Annotated in this window: 14 protein-coding genes; 10 read left to right on the top strand and 4 right to left on the bottom strand. The window is 36.6% G+C overall.

Translation table 11 applies throughout. The features are described from left to right. Both SCA31_RS18580 and SCA31_RS18575 read left to right on the top strand, forming a co-directional pair. Positions 1 to 2184 (top strand): lantibiotic dehydratase family protein, encoded by a 2184-nt coding sequence (locus tag SCA31_RS18580; protein WP_410698527.1) that lies wholly within the window; start codon positions 1 to 3, stop codon positions 2182 to 2184. 6 nt (positions 2185 to 2190) lie between these two features. Then, the gene (locus SCA31_RS18575) at positions 2191 to 3030 is read left to right on the top strand and encodes a thiopeptide-type bacteriocin biosynthesis protein (RefSeq protein ID WP_410698526.1); all 840 of its coding nucleotides are present in this window, start codon (positions 2191 to 2193) and stop codon (positions 3028 to 3030) included. Between the two features lie 589 nt (positions 3031 to 3619). On the opposite strand, the gene SCA31_RS18570 is transcribed toward SCA31_RS18575, so the two are convergent. From SCA31_RS18570 to SCA31_RS18555, 4 genes are all read right to left on the bottom strand, one after another. Continuing rightward, a complete protein-coding gene (locus SCA31_RS18570; protein WP_410698525.1) occupies positions 3620 to 4576 on the bottom strand; it encodes a DUF3810 domain-containing protein in 957 nt (318 codons plus the stop codon). A gap of 94 nt (positions 4577 to 4670) precedes the next feature. Further along, entirely contained in the window at positions 4671 to 6440 is a 1770-nt protein-coding gene (locus SCA31_RS18565) for an MFS transporter (RefSeq protein ID WP_410698524.1), read from the bottom strand. A 40-nt stretch (positions 6441 to 6480) separates the two neighbouring features. Next, positions 6481 to 7209, bottom strand: coding sequence for a lysophospholipid acyltransferase family protein (locus SCA31_RS18560; protein WP_410698523.1), 729 nt, complete (start codon positions 7207 to 7209; stop codon positions 6481 to 6483). Positions 7210 to 7212: 3 nt separating this feature from the next. Next, the gene (locus tag SCA31_RS18555) at positions 7213 to 7671 is read right to left on the bottom strand and encodes a GtrA family protein (RefSeq protein ID WP_410698522.1); all 459 of its coding nucleotides are present in this window, start codon (positions 7669 to 7671) and stop codon (positions 7213 to 7215) included. A gap of 365 nt (positions 7672 to 8036) precedes the next feature. On the opposite strand from SCA31_RS18555, the gene SCA31_RS18550 reads away from it, so the two are divergent. The 8 genes from SCA31_RS18550 to SCA31_RS18515 all read left to right on the top strand — a co-directional run bounded on the left by SCA31_RS18550 (position 8037) and on the right by SCA31_RS18515 (position 21151). Continuing rightward, complete coding sequence (locus tag SCA31_RS18550; protein ID WP_410698521.1) at positions 8037 to 8300, top strand: hypothetical protein; 264 nt, start codon at positions 8037 to 8039, stop codon at positions 8298 to 8300. A gap of 85 nt (positions 8301 to 8385) precedes the next feature. Then, entirely contained in the window at positions 8386 to 9237 is an 852-nt protein-coding gene (locus tag SCA31_RS18545; RefSeq protein ID WP_410698520.1) for an ATPase, read from the top strand. Between the two features lie 15 nt (positions 9238 to 9252). Continuing rightward, positions 9253 to 11538, top strand: coding sequence for an NADP-dependent malic enzyme (locus SCA31_RS18540; protein ID WP_410698519.1), 2286 nt, complete (start codon positions 9253 to 9255; stop codon positions 11536 to 11538). A 187-nt stretch (positions 11539 to 11725) separates the two neighbouring features. Further along, positions 11726 to 12529, top strand: coding sequence for a GLPGLI family protein (locus tag SCA31_RS18535; RefSeq protein ID WP_410698518.1), 804 nt, complete (start codon positions 11726 to 11728; stop codon positions 12527 to 12529). An 81-nt stretch (positions 12530 to 12610) separates the two neighbouring features. Beyond that, positions 12611 to 13195, top strand: a complete 585-nt coding sequence (gene ruvA / locus SCA31_RS18530) for a Holliday junction branch migration protein RuvA (RefSeq protein WP_410698517.1) — start codon at positions 12611 to 12613, stop codon at positions 13193 to 13195. Between the two features lie 57 nt (positions 13196 to 13252). Next, positions 13253 to 20314 carry a cell surface protein SprA gene (gene sprA, locus SCA31_RS18525; RefSeq protein WP_410698611.1) on the top strand — a complete coding sequence of 2354 codons (7062 nt, stop codon included), beginning with the start codon at positions 13253 to 13255 and terminating at the stop codon, positions 20312 to 20314. Positions 20315 to 20421: 107 nt separating this feature from the next. Next, positions 20422 to 20799 carry a glycine cleavage system protein GcvH gene (gene gcvH, locus SCA31_RS18520; RefSeq protein WP_410698516.1) on the top strand — a complete coding sequence of 126 codons (378 nt, stop codon included), beginning with the start codon at positions 20422 to 20424 and terminating at the stop codon, positions 20797 to 20799. After that, the gene (locus tag SCA31_RS18515; protein ID WP_410698515.1) at positions 20792 to 21151 is read left to right on the top strand and encodes a VanZ family protein; all 360 of its coding nucleotides are present in this window, start codon (positions 20792 to 20794) and stop codon (positions 21149 to 21151) included. The genes gcvH and SCA31_RS18515 overlap by 8 nt, the downstream gene beginning before the upstream one ends. Positions 21152 to 21457: the final 306 nt, after the last annotated feature.

Here is a 21457-nt window from a genome sequence, read left to right as displayed (position 1 = left end):
ATGTCCCGCTTTCCCTACCAGTTTTTTGATCAGTATATTTTCCGTTCCTCATTATTTCCTTTTAATGATTTTCTGGAAAAGGCTGCCCATGAAAAATTTTCAGATGAAGACCTGAAAAGGATCTGTTCTGACCCTGTTTACCTTGAAGCTATCTACTTGGCTTCTCCCTATTTACATGAAGAAATCGAAAAATGGATGCAGACAGGGGAATCTTTATCTGCAAAGAAACAAGAGAAACTGAGGCAGACTATTTTGAAATACTATAATCGGATGAGTGCCAGATGCACACCATTCGGACTATTTGCAGGAGTTGGATTGGGAGTCTTTGATGATAACGGTACTAGTGAATTTAACCGAAAGTGGGTAAGAGATACAAAACTGGATATGCACTTTCTGGTGGCACTTTCTCAAAACTTGGTAAAAATACCTGAAATACATAAAAAGATGCTGTATTTCCCCAATACAAGTATTTATACTGTAGGGCGCAGGATTCGATATGTGGAATACGAATATATTGAGGGGAAAAGGCAATATGTAATTTCATCAATTTACAGGTCACAGGAGCTGGATGACATTTTGGATATAGCCAAAAATGGGAAAACACCAGACGAACTTATACAGATGTTGAGCCGAGGGGAAACTACTCAGGCCGATGCTGCAGAATTTATCAATGAGCTTATTGAAAACCAAATATTGGTAAGTCAATTAGAACCCAATGTTTCCGGAGATGATTTTTTGAATATCATTATTCAAATCTTAACGGAGCTGGAACTAGAAACAGAAGCGGGTATTTTGAGGTCCATACAACGAAAGCTTGAAGAGCTGGATGAGAAGATAGGGAATTCAACTCAATTGTATAAAGAAGTGGAAGAGTTAATGAGTTCACTTAAGATAGACTACGAAAAGAAATTTCTGTTCCAAACTGACTTGTATTTTGAAGATACATTTACGCTTCCAATATACTGGAAAAAAGAATTAAAGAAGGCCGTTGCTTTTTTTAATAAAATCAATACCCCCGGTAAAGAGTCAGATTTTGAAAAGTTTAAAAAAGCCTTTCGTGAAAAGTTTGATGCAAAAGAGGTTTCCCTTGCCTATGTCATGGATACAGAAATTGGGATCGGTTACAAACAAGGAAATACTGCGAGGGCTTTACATCCTTATTTGGACGATCTTATCATTCCTCAGGCGAAAGAGAAGAAAGAAGTACAGATTAATTTGAATGCTGTACAGGTTATTTTAAACAGGAAAATTCAAGATTGTTTACAGGAAGATCAATATTCTATCGAACTTTTTGATGAAGATTTTAAAGGTTTTGAAGAAAACTGGACTCAGATTCCGGATACTCTATCTTTTATGGGTGAAATATTTTCTGATAAAGGGCAAGAAAAATTACATCTCTACAGAGGTGGAGGAAGTACTGCTGCAGAGCTATCAGCCAGATTTTATTCCGAGAAATCAAATATCAGTGACTATACAAAAAGCATAGCGGAGAAAGAAAAAGAACTCAATCCGGATATTATATTAGCAGAAATAGTCCATCTTCCGGAGGCAAGGATAGGAAATATAATCCGCAGGCCGTTGCTTCGGGAGTATGAGATTCCTTATCTGGCTGGTTCAACATTGCCAAAAGAAAAGCAAATTGGCATAGAGGACCTGTATATTTCTCTCAAAAATGACAAGATCATCTTACGCTCCCAAAAACATAATAAAGAGGTAAGGCCCTATCTTACCAATGCACATAATTATTCATCAGATTCATTACCGGTTTATCATTTCCTTTCTGATCTGTATTTTCAGACTCATTGCTCAGATCTGGGTTTTCATTGGGGGGGGCTTAAGCGTGTCTACCGTTTTTTACCTAGGGTAGAATATAAAAATATTATTCTCGAAAAGGCTCGGTGGCAAGTCATAAAAGAAGATGTGAGCCAATTTTTGTCTAAAACTGAAGATAGAGATTTGTTTTTATCCGCATTTAAAATCTGGAGAAATAAAAGAAAGATACCTCAATGGGTACAATTGGTAAAACTGGATAATACATTGATATTAAATCTGGAAAATTATGATTCTGTAAAACTATTCATGGATACTTTAGAAACTAAAAAATTAGTAACTATTGAAGAATTTCTTCATTACGAAAAGAATGATTTTGCCTGCCAGTTTGTGTTTTCTCTTTATAAAAACTAATAAACGATGACTGTTATAAGAGAATTTATTCCGGGAAGTGAATGGTTGTATATCAAAGTTTATACAGGGATTAAAACGGCAGATATTATTCTGGAAGAAGCTATAAAACCATTGTTACAGAACTTTCTGCAAGAGGAATTGATAAAGAAATGGTTTTTTATACGCTACAATGATCCCAGGTCTCATCTTAGGGTTCGTTTTGAGCTCTCAGATTCCTCGCATTTCAATAACATATTTACCTTAATTAATGAATACTTAAAGGAATATATTGATTCCGGAGAAATTTCAGGACTGATATTGGATACGTATCAGCGGGAGATTGAAAGATATGGAAAAGATACTATTGAGCAGGCTGAGTTTTTATTCTGGAAGAGCAGTAACAGTATCCTGAACGAATATCTCCACTTTGACGATGAAGATAAAATAATTATATCACTTTTTTATATTGATACTCTATTGGAGTATATTGGTTCACCGTCTTTTGTGAAGTTGGATTGGGTAAAAAAAGATAACTTAGCATTCAAGAATGAATTTAATGCAGATAAAAAACTGAACAGTCAACTTGATAAAAAATACAGAATATTTATCTTAAAGTATTCTGAATTCTTACGGTCAGATGAATATGTGATTTTCAGAAAGGGTATCATTACAGAGGTCTCGGATTCTGAAGAAGAGTTGAAGCGTATCATGGAATGTCATCAGGGTTCTGTTCATAATTTTTTTCAAAGTATATTTCATATGCACATTAACAGGATGTTTGTCTCGAATCAACGAGTGTTTGAAATGATTATTTATGATTATCTTTTCCGATATTATAAATCACTCGTTTTTAAAAATAATCCATAACAATACAAGAAATGTTTTGCTTAAAGGAAGAAGTCCTCTTTTGTTTATACAGTAATATTTTACTCGACCATCAGTTTGAAAGATAACGGAAGAAAAACCGATCCTTTATATCTATTTTTTGATAAGCATGAACGCATAATATGCTCGCTTTTTGTTAGAGTGTTCAGAATTAGAAAAAGGCTTTGTATATAGCGAATTCTTAAGGGTTAAATGTTAGAGATATCTTCATTTAAAATCTCAATAACTCTAATTTTGTTCTTATGTAAAATCAGGAATAACTGGAATATTTAAATTTTAAACAAATGTTTGAATTTGTATAAAATTAATAACTTAACTATAATTTAGTTATTATTTTACTACCCAATGCTAGGGTTGATTGTAATTCATATTATTGCCTTTTGAACTCAAAAAAACTTAAAAAATCATAAAGTTTTCATAAAGTTTCAAAAAAGAAATAAAATGTTTTTGTATTTATAAAATATGTCGTACTTTTACATCGCCTTGAATGAGGGAACAAGTCAAGGTAATAAATTTTTTTTCATCATTTGTGTTTTTAGAATCGTATCGCCTGATACGATTCTTTTTTTGTTTATTTTTCGTAGTTTAAAAGGAGGTCTATAAAGTAAGAATAAGTAACCGAACCTTCCTGTTGATTACTCTGCAAGAACAGATTATTGGTGAACCCAAATAATTCATCAAGCCATCCCTGATGTCTAAAGATGAAGTTTCTTTCATAGGCGCGGTCTCTTTTCATTGCAGGAGAGTAGTTCTTAATCACAGATTTTACAAATTCAGGATCTTCATCCACAATAAATCGTAAAAGGCTTTTTAAGGTAAAATACTCCGTACTGTACCTTAAATCCAGATTCGTGGAATTTATTCCCATCAGATACCCTACAAAATTAGCTTCCTGCTCCCGGGCAAAACCAAGTTGGTGGGAACTTTCATGGGCTGTTGTAAAAGGGACAAACGTAGAGGGTAATTCAGAATTGTATTGCGCTTCTGCAGTAAAAGGATTGTAGTAGCCTAAAATGCCCGTAAAGCTCATTACATTTTTAAATAAACTAGGCTTGATGGAAAGAACCTGCGTTGCTTTTTTATCTGAAATATTTGGAGGGAGCTTAGTTTGCTGTCTCAATATTTCCTGTTGTATAGATTTTAAATCAATGACAACGAATATTCCATTACGATCTTCATGTACAGATTGTCGGGTGGCTTTACACTTTTCAAGATAATGGAGTGCCAGCCTTTTTGCTTTTTCTATTTCAGGCTTTTCCTGGCTTGAAAGTTTATGGATGATTGGTATTTGAAAATAAAGCATTCCCCAGAATATCTGATAGGTAAAGTAAAATATATTTACGATCATCAGAATCCTGATAATGGATATGTTTCTGTTTCTCTTCTTAAATGAGGCAATAAGGCTGTATATAAGGATAATTCCAATAGAGATATACATGATGTCCCCAACGGAAAACGGAAGCCAGCTAAACAGCCTCTGATGAAGCCCTTTCTGAAATTCAAAGAACCATTCAAAAAAGGAAATCATCATGGGTGATTTTGAAAAACAGTAAAACAAAAGAAATTGGGCAAGTAATAAACCTGCCCAAAACCTCTTCTTTTTATATATGTGTAGTATATTTTTAGTGAGCACCTTCAGATTCTAAAACGTCAACGTTAATACCTTGTCTAAATAAAGATTTTTTTGCCAAATAAGCAAATAAAGTAATATACACGAAGCACAATACGGGAATCACGTAAGAACTGTGGATTCCAATAATATCAGAAAGTTTACCCTGAAGTGGCGGAATAATACCCCCTCCCAGAATCATCATTACTAAGAATGCAGATCCCTGAGCAGTATATTTTCCTAAACCGGTAATGGCTAATGTGAAAATAGATGGCCACATAATACTGCAGGCAAGACCTCCGGAAAGGAAAGCATAGATAGCAACATTTCCTGTAGTCAATAATCCTGTAATCATAGCTGCAGTTCCAAATAATCCGAAGATAATTAATGTTACAGCAGGTTTGTTTTTACTGATTAAGAATAATATAACCTGAATGGCTACACAGATAGCATAGAAATAAAGGTGAGACATATCTTTTTGTGCAATTGTATTGATACCAATAATCACTGAAAAAGCGATAAAAGGAACGATGATGGTGGCAATGGTTTGTTGTTGCTTATTTAGGTTAAAAACAGCAATAGCACCTGTCCATCTTCCAATCATCAAGCTTCCCCAATACATGGAAATATAAGGAGCAAGATCAGAGGACTGATGTCCGCCAAATTCCGGCAGGCTTAAAAGCTCTCCAAGGTTACTTCCAATGGCAACTTCCACACCTACATAAGCAAGAATGGCAATCATACCAAGAACAAGCTGTGGATATTTCATGGCACCCCAGCCTTCAGCATTTTTCTTTGCACTTGAATTGGCAAATACAAGACAAACAATTACCGCAAGCAAAGCTCCTCCAAGATAGATCATTCTCTTTTTCTCTAATGGATGCTTGATTGTTTCCAGCTCAGTTTTTGTTTTAACAATTTGTGCCTGATAGGTATCAATTGTTGCAGCGTTGGTTTCCTTTTTTATGCTGCTTTCCAGTACAGTTATCTGATGGCTTAATGCCTCAATACTTTTAGCTTCTTCAGAATTATAGCTGCTAAATACAGGAATAAAGAAAAGAATAACAAGAGCAGTCATTGCCACAAGTGTTTTCCTTGCCTTACCCGCTTTTTCCATAGGTTCAGTAGAGATCCCGTCAGGAAGTTTCTTTGAAAAATAAAAGATTCCGGCAGCTATTAAGAACAATGCTCCTACAGCAGTATAAAGTAAGATTACTTTATCAAGAGCCAAATGCTTGATTTGGTCATCATCTACTGTGGCAGTGGTTCCAAAAAGAGCCAACCCAACAATAATAGGTCCGATGGATGTACCAAACGAGTTAATTCCTCCAGCAAGATTCTGTCGGCTTGCACCGGTTTTAGGGTCTCCTAGAAGAACTGCAAAAGGGTTTGCTGCAGTCTGCTGGATAGAAAATCCCAGTGCTACCACAAATAAACCTATAAGCATTCCATAATATACATTGCTTTTAACGGCAATAATCATGATGGCTGCACCGAGGGCAGAGAGTAATAGCCCATAGACAATACTCTTTTTATATCCCCACTTACCAATAATATCAATTCCTTTTATGGTACTGAATATGAAAAGCAATAATGCTCCCAGAAAATAAGCGGTATAAAATGCAAAATCTATTAACTGAGACTGAAACTGGTCAAGAGAAAAATAGTTTTTACAAAAAGGGATGAAGATACTATTGCCGGCAGCAATAAAACCCCAGAAAAAAAATACAAGTACAAGTGTGTACAGTGCCGGGTAATTAGTCGGCTGGTTGGTTTTTGACATATTTTATTGAAAATTTCGCAAACAAATATAACTATTTCTTTTAAATGGAATGCTCTATCAAGGTTTTTTTAATTACTTGATAAGCCTCTGCCTTTAAGTCTTTTGGAGAATCTGTAGGCTCTATAATTCCATTGAAATAGACCTTTACTCTTCCGGGGTAGCCCTTAGAGTTTTCAAAAGGAAACATTTTCTTAAGTCCTATAAAAGTGTAAACGGCGATAGGAGAGTTGTGTTTTGAGGATAGCATAAATGCACCATCTTTAAATTCATCCAGAATAATAGAGGTGTCATCAGGGACTCCTCCCTCAGGGAAAATAGCAATACTATTGCCCTCTTCCATTTTCTCTGCACATCTTCGGTATACATCTGCACGGCTTCTGGCACTGGATCTGTCTACCATCACACATATCCTTTTATAGATTGTTCCGAAGATAGGAATCTTAACCAGCTCCATCTTGCCTACAAAACAAATCGGATGATCTGGAAACATAATGCAGGTAAGCATAATATCCATGATGGAAGTATGATTCGAAATGAAAACATACTCTTTATTTTTGTCTTTTTTCTCTTCAGAGAGTTTGATGAGGTCATACCTGAAACCCATCCCGTAAAACATCCCGAAGCACCAAAGTCTGATGAATTTATAAGCGTATTTATAATGCTTTTTACTGAAAGATAAAATATAGACAGGGATCCCAAGGATAATTGTTAAAACAAATGCTAACAACAATAGCCAAAATCGCCACAGATAATTTAAAATTTTTGTCACAGTCTAACCGTTAAAAATTACTTTCTTCTTTACCGAATAATTAAGAATAGAAACCAATAGAATTGCTGCAGTTTTACTGATCATTTCCGGACTCAAGGTATAAAAAAATAAATTGATATTATCTTTAAATACAAAACTGTAAAATATCTGAAAGAAGCCTAAGCTCAGCAGGGTTGAAATAAAAGAGACCATCATAAAATAAGCGAACTCTCTTTTCTTGGAATGTTTTCCTCTTTCAAAAACAAACCAGATGCTCAGAAAATAATTGGTGATGATTCCGCAGCTGGTGGAGAAAATGTTACTTAAGGGATAGTGAATACCATGAAAATTGGTCTCGTTCTCAAAGAAGTGAGGGAGGTAGGTGCTGAATATCTTGAAGCTGCCAATTTCAACGATAGCACTTAGTCCTCCTGCAATAATGAAGAACAAAACCTGTTTCTGGCGTATGAGTATTTCTTTCATTTAATTAATATAAAACCTGAAAATATCTTACATATTGTATTGATGATTAGAACGTTTGAGATGCAAAACAATTGTTAATCAAATGTATCCCGTGTATTAATAATGCTTTTCAGTCATTCATCATTGGGATATTTTACAATATGGATATGCAAATTTATAACTATATGTTAAACACTGAAAAAAGTTGTTAAAATATTTTTTTAAATAAAAATTATTTCTAATTTTAATCAACAGAATGATGTTCCTATAACCTGATAATAAATTCATTTTCAAATCCTTGTGATAATGGTTTTTTCTATCTTGTAATGCGTGGTTGAAAGCATACTACTCCAACATTTTACGGTTTAATCGATAATAATATTTGTATGAAACGTCAAAACAAATACAGAAAATTCCAGCTTCAACAGAAAAATATTGAGGTTTTGGAAAAAGAAAACTCCCGCTTCAAACGAGTGTATTCTGAATATGAAAATATGTCCAATGAACTTTGGAATCTTGAAAACTCCAATGGAGAACCTGTACCCGATGACTTCATCAATGCCATGGTACTACAGGCCTCTTATCTGGAGAATGAAATAGAAGACTGGCTCCTGCAATTCAACGAAAAGAAAACCAAGATAAAGCAATAATGATTTTAGACAGCTTTCAAGTTGTTTTTAAATGCTAATTGAAGATAAATTCATAATTTAGCCCCCTTAAATTAAAATCTAAAATATGGTTGCTATTGTAGATAGTGGTTCTACTAAATCGGATTGGGTAATTCTTGATGACTTTAAGAAAGTTTTTTTGAAAACGGAGACCATCGGCTTCAATCCGAATTTTATCAACAGAGAACTTATCGCTCCTGAAATACAGAAAAACAGCAACCTTATATTGGTCAAAAATTCAATTACCAAAGTTTTTTTCTATGGCTCTGGATGTGGTGTGAAAAAAAACTGCGAAACCATCGAAGAAGAACTTAAAAAAGTATTTGGAAAAGCTGAAATTATTGTAAAAGAAGACTTGATGGCCGCTGCATATGCTGCATATAGCGGAAAACCTGCTATTGTATGTATACTCGGTACCGGATCAAACTCCTGTTATTTTGATGGCGAGAACCTGAAGATAGAATTACCATCCCTTGGATTCCTGATTGGAGATGAGGGAAGCGGAAGTGCGATCGGAAAGCAGTTGGTACGAAGATATTTTATGAAAAAACTACCTGCAGATCTTCATCGTGAATTTGAGGCAGATTACCAGCTTACCATAGAAGATGCATTGAAAAATATGTATCACTCTCCAAGACCCAATGCTTATTTGGCGAATTTCAATAAATTTGTTATCGAAAGAAAAGATCATCCTTACTTTAAGGACATGGTTTTCGAGGAAATGAAAAGTTTCTTTGAATACCAGGTTCTGCCTTATCAGGAAGCACAAGATGCAGAGATCAATTTCATTGGCTCCATTGCTTATTATTATGAAAATATTCTACGTTCTGTAGCAGCAGAACTTAATTTAAATGTGGGACATGTCGTTCAGAAACCAATTGAAAGCTTAGTAGATTACCACATTAAATATATACTCTAACAAAAAATAAAACCTATGTCAAGTAACAACAATCGCGACGAAAAGAATTTTAGTCAGGCCGCGTTAGATTATCATAAAGCAGAACCTAAGGGAAAAATAGAAGTTATACCATCCAAGCCACACTCTTCCCAAAGAGATTTGTCATTGGCATATTCTCCGGGGGTAGCAGTTCCTTGTATGGAAATCCACGATAAGCCTGAAACGGTATACGATTATACAGGAAAAGGAAACTTGGTTGCTGTAATTTCTAATGGTACAGCTGTACTTGGACTAGGAGATATTGGTGCAGAAGCTTCAAAACCAGTAATGGAAGGAAAAGGACTTTTGTTTAAGATTTTTGCAGATATCAACGTTTTTGATATTGAAATCGATGAAAAAGATCCGGATAAATTTATTGAGATTGTGAAAGGTATCGCTCCAACGTTTGGAGGAATTAATCTGGAAGATATCAAGGCTCCTGAAGCATTTTATATAGAACAAAAATTAAAGGAAGAATTAAATATTCCTTTGATGCACGATGACCAGCACGGAACAGCAATTATTTCTGCAGCAGCATTAATCAACTCATTACAAATTGCCAATAAAAAAATTGACGAAGTAAAGATGGTGGTAAATGGAGCGGGAGCAGCAGCAATTGCATGTACAAAGCTTTATATCTCATTAGGATTGAAAAAAGAAAACGTCCTGATGTGCGACAGTAAGGGGGTAATCAATCATAAGAGAGAAAACCTTACTCCTGAAAAATTAGACTTTATTGCCCAAACAGATATTGAAACATTAGAAGATGCTGTAAAAGGATCTGATGTTTTCGTGGGATTATCAAAAGGAAACGTGATGACTCCGGAAATGCTGCAGAGCATGAACGAAAATCCTATTGTATTTGCCTTGGCTAACCCGGATCCTGAAATTGCTTATGATTTAGCTCTTTCTACCCGTAAGGATGTAATCATGGCAACAGGAAGAAGTGATTATCCTAACCAGGTAAACAATGTATTAGGGTTCCCTTATATTTTCCGTGGTGCATTGGATGTTCAGGCTACAGGAATCAATGAAGAAATGAAATTGGCAGCTGTACACGCTATTGCAGATTTGGCAAAAGAACCTGTACCGGAAGCTGTAATTTTAGCATACAACGTTCAGAGCTTACAATTCGGAAGAGACTATTTCATTCCAAAACCATTTGATAACAGATTGATCACTAAAGTATCAAGTGCTGTTGCAAAAGCTGCTATGGAAAGTGGTGTTGCAAGAAAAAGTATTGCAGACTTTGAAGAGTACGAGCACCAGCTTCTGGACAGAATGGGAAGAGATGAAAGATTGGTGAGAATGATGCAGAGCCGTGCAAAATCCGATCCGAAGAGAATTACCCTTGGAAATGCTGAAGAATATAATGTATTAAAGGCTGCTCAGATTCTTTACGAAGAAGGAATTGCTTACCCAAGTCTTTTAGGAGACAAAAAATACATCAAGGAACAAATGGAACGCTACGGGATGAACCTGGATATTCCAATCATTGATCCAAGTGATGATGATCAGAAAGAAAACAGAAAAAAATACAGAGAAACCCTTTGGAAACTTCGTCAGAGAAAAGGAATGAACGAGTACAAGGCAAAGAGATATGTTCGTCAGAGAGACTATTTTGGACCTTTAATGCTTAAGCATGGAGATACTGATGGTCTTATCGTTGGATTCTCTAAAAACTATACATCCGTATTGCGTCCTATTTTAGAAGTTATTGAAAAAGACAAAGGAGTAGATAAAGTAGCGGCTATGATGATGATTTTGTCTGAAAAGAAACCTATTTTCTTCGCAGATACATCCATCAACCAGAATCCTACCTCTGAAGATCTTGTAAATATTGCTAAAATGGCAGAATTTACAGTGAAGTCTTTTGCTATCGAACCTAGAATTGCAATGCTTGGCTTTGAAAACTTTGCTGCCATCTCTGATACTTCCAAAAAAGTAGCTAAAGCCGTGAGTATTCTTCATGAGAAATATCCTAAAATGATTGTAGATGGTGAAATTCAACCGGATTTTGCTATGAATGCTGATCATTTAAGTGATTATCCTTTCTCAAAATTAGGAACAACTCCAGCGAATACATTCATCTTCCCGAACCTTGAAAGTGCAAATCTTTCTTACAAGATTCTAAGAGGAATGAAAGTAGCACAGGTTATCGGACCAATCCTTATGGGATTAAAACAACCGGTACACGTTCTTCAAATGCGTTCAAGCGTAGATGAGATCGTAAACCTTGCGACCATTGCTGTTCTTGACGCACAAAGAAGAGAGAAGAAGTAATTATTTTATCACATATTTTAAAAAAGCATCTTGTAAAAGATGCTTTTTTTGTTTATATATCCGGGAATTTATTGATTTTTAAAACAATTAGTTCTCTTAATAAGGTTTTTATTACCTTTATCATCGGTATGTAGTGATATATTACTTACACTCAAAGAACAGAAGAATAAAACTAATAATCTGATATATGCAATTGAAAACGTTCATAGCAATTCTGCTTTTCTCATTCGTACAAAATTTTTATTCTCAGGATATGAGAATAGACTATAATCTTGTCTATAAAGAAAACACTTTAAGTTCTGAAACAGTATCCAAAAAAATGGTACTCCTCATCCAGAATGGAGAATCCAAGTTTTGCACGGAAAAACAATATCAGATAGATTCTCTGAGAAGTATTGGGTTTTATGGTTTTGCCATGGGAGATCATGTTTTTGATGTAGTAAAGGATAAGCAAAATAGAAGCTCAAAGTATTACTATATATTAGCCGATACATACAAGCTGACAGAGCCAATACAGTTAGACTGGAAAATAGAGAAAGAGGTTGCCCAAAAATATGGCTATAACTGCCAGAAAGCGACATTAAGCTACAAAGGAAGAAACTGGGAAGCTTGGTTTACACAGGATATTCCTTTGCAGGAGGGTCCCTATGTTTTCAAAGGATTACCAGGCTTGATTGTGGAGATGGAAGATAAAAGTCATTCCTATAAATTCTCCTTTTCAGGGTTGAAAAAAAACTTTCATAAAATGGACTTTGAAGGTGTGGGCCCTAAGCCAATGGAAATCTCAAAAAATAATTTTAAAAAGGTAATGTTGGATTATTATAATGACCCTTTTAGGGAAATGAGAACCGGAAATGTGAAGGCAAAACTTAGGGATGAAAAGGGAAATGAGATAGAACATGATTTTAGGGAAATGACAAAGAATACACAAACTTTCCTGAAAAAAAACAACAATCCCATAGAATTATCAGAAGCGATTAAATATCCTTAGTCGTTAAAAACAATTTATTTTAACCTTTAATGCTGTATTTGGAGGTTAAATTTTTATATTTGGGAGTTTCAAAAATTAATAATGATATTTTCTTTACAAGGTACTGTTCAAGAACTTACACCTACCTATACCGTAATCAACGTACAGGGCGTTGGCTATTACGTGGGGATCAGCTTAATGACCTCACAGACACTGGTTTTAAATCAGCAAACCTTTCTATTTATTCAACAGATCATTCGTGAGGATGCTCATCTGCTGTTCGGTTTTAACACTCGTTCAGAAAAAGAAATGTTCAATCTGTTAATAAGCGTTAATGGAGTAGGAGCTGTTTCTGCACTCATTTTATTATCCACTCTAAGTCTTGATGAGATTGCTTCGGCTATCCTTTCCGGTAACGGCACATTGATTCAGAAAGCCAAGGGAATTGGGGCGAAAACAGCAGAAAGAATTATTGTAGATCTTAAAGATAAAGTACAGAAATTCAGTGGTCCGGTAGATAATATTTCATTGTTGGTAGATAATAAAGTTAAGGAAGAATCGTTATCTGCATTAGAAGTTTTAGGAATTCCTAAACGTACGAGCGAAAAGATGGCGGATAAGATTTTAAAACAAAATCCAAGTATCTCGGTTGAAGAATTGGTTAAACAAATTTTAAAAAACATTTAACATTTGGTGGCGAATAATAAGCATCTTAACATATTTTTGTTCCTATCGTTCCTGTTTATGTCTGTCAGTGCCTTTGCACAGCAGGTAAAAGATACAGCGATCATAAGAAAACAATATGAAGTGGCAGACCCTACAAGGTATGAAGCCTATTACGATATAAAAACCGGGATGTACTATGTATATCCTAAAATTGGGAATACAATTACCGGTCCTCCTACTGCCATGTCTCCGGAAGAGTATAAAGAATATATGCTCGCTACCCAGACCAAGGCATATTATAAGGAGAAATCGGAAAAATATAACCTCCTTTTCAGAAAAGACAAATCTGATGCCAGAAAGAAGGGGCTCATCCCCTCTCTGATGATCAATAACAAATTGTTTGAAACCATATTCGGCGGAAACAAAATTGAGATCATTCCTTCAGGATATGCATCCATTGACTTTGCAGGACTTTACCAGAAAATAGATAACCCGCTGATCCTTCCACAGAATAGGACCAGCTTTACTTTTGATATAGACCAGAGAATTCAGCTGGGATTATTAGGAAAAGTGGGGGAGAATCTTCAGTTGAAAGCCAACTATGATACCCAGAGTGGTTTTGCCTTTGAAAACAGAATGAACCTCGTTTGGCAGGCAAAGGGAAGCTGGAAAGATCTTCAGAGTAAAGGTCTTGGAAATGTAGATAAACCTAACGAAGGCGGTGAAGATAAAATCATCAAAAGAGTTGAATTTGGTAACGTAAACATGCCGCTTTCAACAAGTTTGATCCGTGGTTCACAATCATTGTTTGGGGTAAAGACAGAGTTCCAGTTGGGTAAAACCTTTGGGACAGTTGTTCTTTCCCAGCAACAGGGTGAAGCCAGAAATATTGTAGTACAGGGCGGTGGTGTAATGAATAACTTTAAAGTAAACGCCAACGACTATGAAGAGAACCAACACTACTTCTTAGGACACTACTTTTTGGATAAATATGATAACTCGTTACTTAATTATCCACAGATTAATTCCACGATTAATATTACCAGATTAGAAGTATGGGTATTGGACCAAGGAAATAGTAATCTGGCGTACCAAAAGAGTATTATCGGGATCAGGGACCTTGGAGAGGGAGGCGGAGCACTACCGGACAACTCTCAAAATGATTTGTATAATCAAGTTTCAACCACAGCAGGAGCCAGGGAAGCGGGTAAAAATTATGATGCTATTTTTCAGGGGCAGACTTTTCCGGGAAGTACAGAGCCTTATAGAAATGGAGAACATTTTATCTTTAATACGAAAGCTAGAAAGCTGAATTCTAACGAATATATATTTCAGCCACAGTTAGGATATATTTCATTGAACCAAAAACTGAATGACCAACAGCTTTTGGCTGTTTCCTATTCATATACCGTAAATGGAAGCAACAAAGTATACAAAGTAGGGGAATTCTCTGAAGAAAGCCCTGTTTTGATTACTAAAGTACTAAGGGTAAATAACACTGTAGATCCGGCCTCTCCAATGTGGAAGCTAATGATGAAGAACATTTATTCTTTGGACGCAGGTCAGGTATCTCCTGATGGATTTATTCTTAACGTATATTACAGAGATCAAAAGACCGGAGGTAAGGTCAATTATCTTCCGGATACCCCGGTTAAAGACCAGAACCTCTTGAAATTACTGAATTGGGACCGTCTTAACATGAACGGTGATATTCAAAATAATAAAGATGGTACAAAAGGAGACGGTATCTTTGACTTTGTCAATGGGGTTACAGTCAGGCCGGAAAACGGAAGAATCATCTTTACCAAGGTACAGCCTTTTGGGGACTATATGCAGAGTTTGGTGGGGAATGATCCAAAGTATGTTTTCCATGATTTGTATGATAAAATCAAAATACCACAAAACCAAACTACCATCCCTCAATGGTATACCATAGAAGGTCGTTATAAAGGAGTTCAGGGACAAGGGATTTCTCTTGGAGCTGTAAACGTTCCACAGGGATCTGTAAAGGTTTCTGCCAATGGAGTACAGCTTTCTGAGGGAGTGGACTATACGGTGGACTACATGCTGGGAACGGTGACGATCATTAATGAAAATGTAAAACAGTCCGGACAGGCTATCAATATCTCACTAGAAAACCAATTGACATTTAATACCCAGAGAAAAAGATTCTTGGGATTAAACTTAGAAAGAAGATTCAACGAGAACTTTATTTTAGGGGGAACGGTGATCAATTATTCAGAGTCTCCACTTACCCAGAAAGTAAACTTTGGGCAGGAAGCTGTTAATAATACCATGGCAGGGATCAACTTGATGTACAATAATCAGGCTCCTTTCCTGACCAGGTTTACAGATAAACTTCCATTGGTAAAAACAGAGGCTCCATCCAATATCAACTTCAAGATGGAAGGAGCATACCTTATTCCTGGGTTGAATAAAGCCACCAATAGCCAGTCTTACATTGATGATTTTGAGCAGACAACCTCTAAGATCTCCTTAAAGGAGCCGGCTGCATGGAGCTTAGCTTCAAGACCTGAAAAAAATACTTTACCACCGTTCAACATACCACCGGCCAGTGACGAGCTAACAAGTGGCTATGGAAGAGGGTTGTTATCATGGTATAATATTGACCCAAGATTCTGGGGAGTGGGAGGTAGGGCTCCATCAGGAATTACACCGCAGTCAGTATCTAACCACGCCTCAAGAAGAGTACAGTACTCTGAAATTTATAATAACAGGGATTTTGTAGCAGGAGAGCAAACCTATACAAATACATTCGATATATCCTATTTCCCGGGTGAAAAAGGACCTTATAACGTGAATCCGGGAACAGAGCAGGCAAACAGCAGATGGGCTGGTATTATGAGGCCTATCAGTGTTCCGAACTTTGTAAGTTCAAATATTGAGTATGTGGAATTCTGGATGATGGACCCTTATGCAGATGGTAATACATTGGGAACCAATGCGAAACTTTTACTACATCTAGGAAATGTATCTGAAGATATTCTTAAGGATGGAAAAATGTTATATGAAAATGGTCTTCCTGCACCAGGATCATCACCATCTACAACCAATTCAAATTGGGGAGTACAACCCAAACAACCTCCTATTTTATATGCTTTCTCTACTGAAGGAGAGGGCAGGAAATCACAGGATGTTGGATATGATGGTTTAAGTTCAGATCAGGAAGCAATGCGATTCGGGAATACATTTGTAAACCCAGTAACGAATATTGTGGACCCTGCGGTGGATGACTTTGTATTTTATCTGTCGGATAAATTTACAGGAAGCCAGGCTGCTTCCCTTGTGCAGCGATACAAGTATTTCAGAAATCCTGATGGAAACTCAGAAGCGAACTCTTTAAATGTGTCTTCACAGACTCCGGATGCAGAAGATATCAACAGGGATTATAATCTGGATCAAATTGAAAGCTATAATCAATATGAGGTGAAACTTGATCAGTCAAGTTTAGCATTAGGAGTCAATAATATTGTTGATGTAAAAACAGTAAAAGCTGCTTTTCAGAACGGGCAGTCTGCTGATGTAAAATGGTACTTGTTCAGAATACCTGTTTCTCAGTACGATCCAGTGGAAGGCTCTCATAACCCGACAGTACTTAACAATGTAAGATTTGCAAGGTTAATGTTAGCAGGATTTGAAAATACTTCAACCTTAAGATTCGGTACCATGGATCTTGTAAGATCAGACTGGAGAAAATATCCTAAAAACCTTGCTACTTTTTCAAATGCAGAATTAGAGCCATCTCCGGATGAGGGGGCAGCTGACGATACTGAGATTGGAAAACTAGAGGTGGGGAGTGTAAATATAGAAGAAAATGCATTTAATCAACCTCCATACGTATTGCCTCCAGGAATAGACAGACAGGTATTGAGTGGAAATGCAGGAGCGCAGAGACAGAATGAAGCTTCATTATACATGAAAGCTAATGGTCTTAATGCAGGTAAAGCAAAAGGAGTATTTAAAAATACAACTCTGGATATGAGAAGATATAAAAAACTTAAGCTTTTTGTACACGCTCATGATCCGGCAAATCGTGATGTGAACGTTGGACAAATGGATAAAAGAACAAAATTCTTCATTCGTTTTGGAAACGATGCTACAGATAACTATTATGAATATGAAGCATCTTTGAAATTAACATCAACTACTTCAACAACTCCAATGGAAATTTGGCCACTGGAAAATGAAGTAAACCTTGATATCCAGAACTTTGTGGATGCCAAGATCAGAAGAGATAAATTGTATTCTGATAAAATCACGCAAAGGTTTTTGGACCCTGCTTTTGAAGAGGGTGATAATTATAAAAGAATTTATATTAAAGGACGTCCAAGTTTGGGGAATGTAACAACCATTATGATAGGTATTAAGAATGGAATACCTAGAGGTGAGCCAGGTACCCCAATAGATAGAATTCTTTGGGTAAACGAAATCCGTCTTTCTGAAATTGATAATGATGGAGGATATGCCGGAAACGCAAGCTTAAACTTTAACCTTGGAGATTTTGCTACCGTTAATACCAATGCATCCTATACTTCAGTTGGATTTGGAAATATTGATTCAAAACCGGCTGAAAGAAATCAGTCTACTCAGTCAGCATTCAGTATTAATACAGCTGTCAATGTAGATAAGCTACTTCCGGAAAAAACAGGAATAAAAATTCCTTTAAATTATTCCTATTCACAAACCATCGAAGATCCGAAGTACAATCCTTTGGATACCGATGTGGAGTTTAGCAAGGCGCCGAACAGGGATCAACTGAAAAAAATAGCAAGAACATATACACAGCAAAGAAGTATCGGAGTGGTGAATATGCGTAAAGAAAGAGTAAATCAGAATAAAAAACCTAAGTTCTACGATATTGAAAACGTTTCAGTAACCGCGGTATATAACGATGATTATTTCAGAGATATTTATACCAAGAGAAACTACAGACAGTATTTGAGAGGGTATATTGATTATAACTACACTTTCAAGCCATGGGTTTTGAAGCCTTTCAATAAAATGATTAGTGATACTGCGAAATCAACGAAGTACCTAAGATGGGTGAAAGAATTCAACATCAATCCTATTCCGACAAGGCTCTCTTTCAGAACTGAAATTGACAGGAATTACAATGAACTTGAGTTCAGAAATATTGAAGCTATTTTAGGTGGAAATGCCGCCGGAGATATGGAAGCCATCAAAAATAGAAACTTCTACTTCGGATGGCAGTATGGGTTAGGATTTAACTTTACAAAATCATTAAAGCTTGAAATCAACTCAGCAACCAGAACCCTTAATGATAACATGGATGTTAATATGATGGATAACAAATCCATTTTCGGAAATGTATTCAGATCGGGTAGACCGGTATTGTATAACCACAGAGCACAGCTGAATTATAAGCTGCCGTTCCAGTATCTTCCGTATTTGGATTTCATTGATGCGGAAATTGGCTATGGATTCACATATAACTGGAATGCTAGAAGTACCGCTTTATATGGTATGGTAAATCCGGACACCAATAGAACGGAGAGTTTAGGATCCATAGGGCAGAATACAAATGTTATTCAGGCAACGGCAACAGCGGATATTCCTAAGTTCTTTGGGCAGTTTAACTATTTTAAGAATATTAATACCAAGCTTCAGAAACGTAAGCAGGAAATGGATTCCCTGAACAACGTATATACAAAACAATGGGAGAAGAACAGATACAGATATAAGAGCTATAAATTCAAAAACAAGCTTACCGTACTTCAAAGTGCCGCATTCTTCCTGACTTCATTCAAGCAGTTGGATGTGAGCTACACAGAAAATAATGGTACAGTACTTCCGGGATTATTATCCGCTCCAAACTGGTATGGTTCTGGTCAGACATTAGGAGGACCGACCATTGGGTTCCTGCTAGGATCTCAGGCAGATATCAGAAGAACGGTAATGGAAAATGGTTGGGTGAGTGACTCTCGTTTTATGACAGATGCCTATGTAAGAATGTCAACCAGAGAATTGCGGGCAAACTTACAGGTAATGCCGATGAATGACTTCAGAATTGACCTTAACGTGCTGCATAACTTTAACAGCAACTTCTCGCATACAGGATTTAATTATATCAATCCGGAAGGAATGTCTGATCCAAGTTTCACATTTGCTACAGATATGGTAACCTATTCCAATTCTGCGGTACTCCTTAGCTCATCATTTAAAGACGGACAGGCCGTTTATCAGGCGATCAGAGAAAATGCAAGAGCAATGTCCCTACAATTAGGAGGTCCAAATGCAGAAATAGATAACAACGGATTTGCTAAGCACTACAGTATAGCCAATGCCTATGTGTTGATCCCTGCATTTAGAGCAGCCCTTGAAGGAAAATCCATTACGCCAATGGGTAATCCTAAAAAATCAGGAATGCCATTGCCAAACTGGAGAATTACTTACTCCGGATTAAAAAATATTCCAATGATCAGTGGCCAGTTTACGAAGTTTGATATCCTGCATGGATATACAGCAACGTATACAGCAACAGGAATTCAAAGTAATATAGACTACCACGGAAATCCAGGAGGCTTCTATCAGGTAATAGATGATACTGGAACGAAGAGTGAGGGAGATAAAATAAACCCTTACACATTTGCTCAGGTTGGATACGTAGAATCCTTTTCACCGCTTATCGGAGTAGATGTTACCATGAGAAACAATATGCAGTTCGGATTACAGTACAACAGAAACAGGATGATGGTACTGGGGCTAGTGAATCATACACTAACCGAAGATTCCAACTCAGAATATGTAGTAAGGCTGGGATACATCGTCCGAAACTTCAGACTGGGAACAGCTAACATAAGAGGAAGAGGGACCAGAGGAAAAGGAAGCGATCTTAATATCAGAGGAGATATTTCACTAAGAGACAGTAAAACCTCCATTATGAATATCCTGCTGAACGATTCGCAGATCACAGGAGGGCAGAGACTTTTAAACATCAAACTTTCTGCAGACTATAACGTCTCCGAAAACCTGAACCTGAGAGTCTTCTACGAACAGATGACCTCAAAGTATAAAATCTCAACCGCATTCCCGCTGTCTACCATTAGAGCAGGGATCTCTGCAACATTTACATTCGGTGAGTCCGGAGGTGGATTCTAGAAATGATATAAACTTAAATGTCCTTCAGTTTTGAAGGACTTTTTTTATATCCAATATTTGAAGCTAGTATAATTTTGAATACATTTGTACAAAATAAAAATTAAAAAATGAACACACCATCAGAATTAAAGTACACGAAAGATCACGAATGGATTAAGATCGAAGGGAATGTGGCTACAATCGGTATTACAGACTTCGCTCAGGGAGAGCTTGGAGACATCGTATACGTAGATGTAGATACAGTGGATGATGACCTTAATGGCGGAGATGTTTTCGGAAGTGTAGAAGCAGTAAAAACTGTTTCAGATTTATTCTTACCTATTTCAGGAAAAGTTATTGAATTCAACTCAGGATTAGAAGACCAGCCTGAACTATTAAATACAGATCCTTATGGAAACGGATGGATCATCAAGTTAGAACTTGCTGACGGTGCAGATCAGTCTGAATTGCTTTCTGCAGAAGATTACCAGGCAATCATTGGATAAGATTTCAAAAATATTTAGTAAGATATTGCCCATTTATTGGGCATTTCTTACTTATATGCTTCTCAAGCCCGGAGAAGAGAACCATGAGTATTGGTTCATGTTCAGCGGTATCGACAAAGTTTTACACTTAGGTATATTTGCCGCCCTGGGTTTTTCTTTCATTGCCGCATTTCCCAGAATAAAATTTTCATACTTCTTTCAGATCATCCTTATATATGCATTCCTTACCGAAATACTACAGGAAGAAATGGGACTAGGAAGATCCATGGAAGCCCTGGATATTGTTGCCGACACCATTGGCTGCCTTATTGGTTACTTTACCTATAGAGTATTGGTTAAACGTTTTCTTTGATCATACCATTGGAGAAGGCAAAACTTTCTATCACCACATTCACGTTCTCCAATACCCATACTTCTTACTTTCAAACCCTAAAACTTTTCAGGAGCTTTTTCCTGCTATTCACTCATACTCCTCGCTCCAGACCTTCCCATTCCCGGTCCATCCGCTTCCCATCCCTGCTGTGGGGTAACCGTTCCTATCAGGGCTAGGGAGGAGGGCATCCACAAAAATACATACCCTTCTGCTTATATTCACTAGTGATGGGCTTTAGCCCGTCTTAATAAATCCCCATCGAATTCGGCCTTGGCCAAAACCTAT

Origin of the sequence: Chryseobacterium sp. SIMBA_028, assembly GCF_046535285.1 — a bacterium.
GTDB lineage: Bacteria > Bacteroidota > Bacteroidia > Flavobacteriales > Weeksellaceae > Chryseobacterium.
The sequence above is the reverse complement of the archived record's forward strand: the minus strand, read 5'-3'. Positions and strand labels throughout refer to the sequence as shown.

What these genes read in the sequence shown, in the direction of transcription:
- sprA (WP_410698611.1), top strand. Translation starts at nt 13,253, where the DNA reads ATGTCTGTCAGTGCCTTTGCACAGCAGGTAAAAGATACAGCGATCATA.
- SCA31_RS18555 (WP_410698522.1), bottom strand. Translation starts at nt 7,671, where the DNA reads ATGAAAGAAATACTCATACGCCAGAAACAGGTTTTGTTCTTCATTATT.
- SCA31_RS18565 (WP_410698524.1), bottom strand. Translation starts at nt 6,440, where the DNA reads ATGTCAAAAACCAACCAGCCGACTAATTACCCGGCACTGTACACACTT.
- SCA31_RS18545 (WP_410698520.1), top strand. Translation starts at nt 8,386, where the DNA reads ATGGTTGCTATTGTAGATAGTGGTTCTACTAAATCGGATTGGGTAATT.
- SCA31_RS18570 (WP_410698525.1), bottom strand. Translation starts at nt 4,576, where the DNA reads ATGATTTCCTTTTTTGAATGGTTCTTTGAATTTCAGAAAGGGCTTCAT.
- SCA31_RS18540 (WP_410698519.1), top strand. Translation starts at nt 9,253, where the DNA reads ATGTCAAGTAACAACAATCGCGACGAAAAGAATTTTAGTCAGGCCGCG.
- SCA31_RS18575 (WP_410698526.1), top strand. Translation starts at nt 2,191, where the DNA reads ATGACTGTTATAAGAGAATTTATTCCGGGAAGTGAATGGTTGTATATC.
- gcvH (WP_410698516.1), top strand. Translation starts at nt 20,422, where the DNA reads ATGAACACACCATCAGAATTAAAGTACACGAAAGATCACGAATGGATT.
- SCA31_RS18580 (WP_410698527.1), top strand. Translation starts at nt 1, where the DNA reads ATGTCCCGCTTTCCCTACCAGTTTTTTGATCAGTATATTTTCCGTTCC.
- SCA31_RS18550 (WP_410698521.1), top strand. Translation starts at nt 8,037, where the DNA reads ATGAAACGTCAAAACAAATACAGAAAATTCCAGCTTCAACAGAAAAAT.
- SCA31_RS18535 (WP_410698518.1), top strand. Translation starts at nt 11,726, where the DNA reads ATGCAATTGAAAACGTTCATAGCAATTCTGCTTTTCTCATTCGTACAA.
- ruvA (WP_410698517.1), top strand. Translation starts at nt 12,611, where the DNA reads ATGATATTTTCTTTACAAGGTACTGTTCAAGAACTTACACCTACCTAT.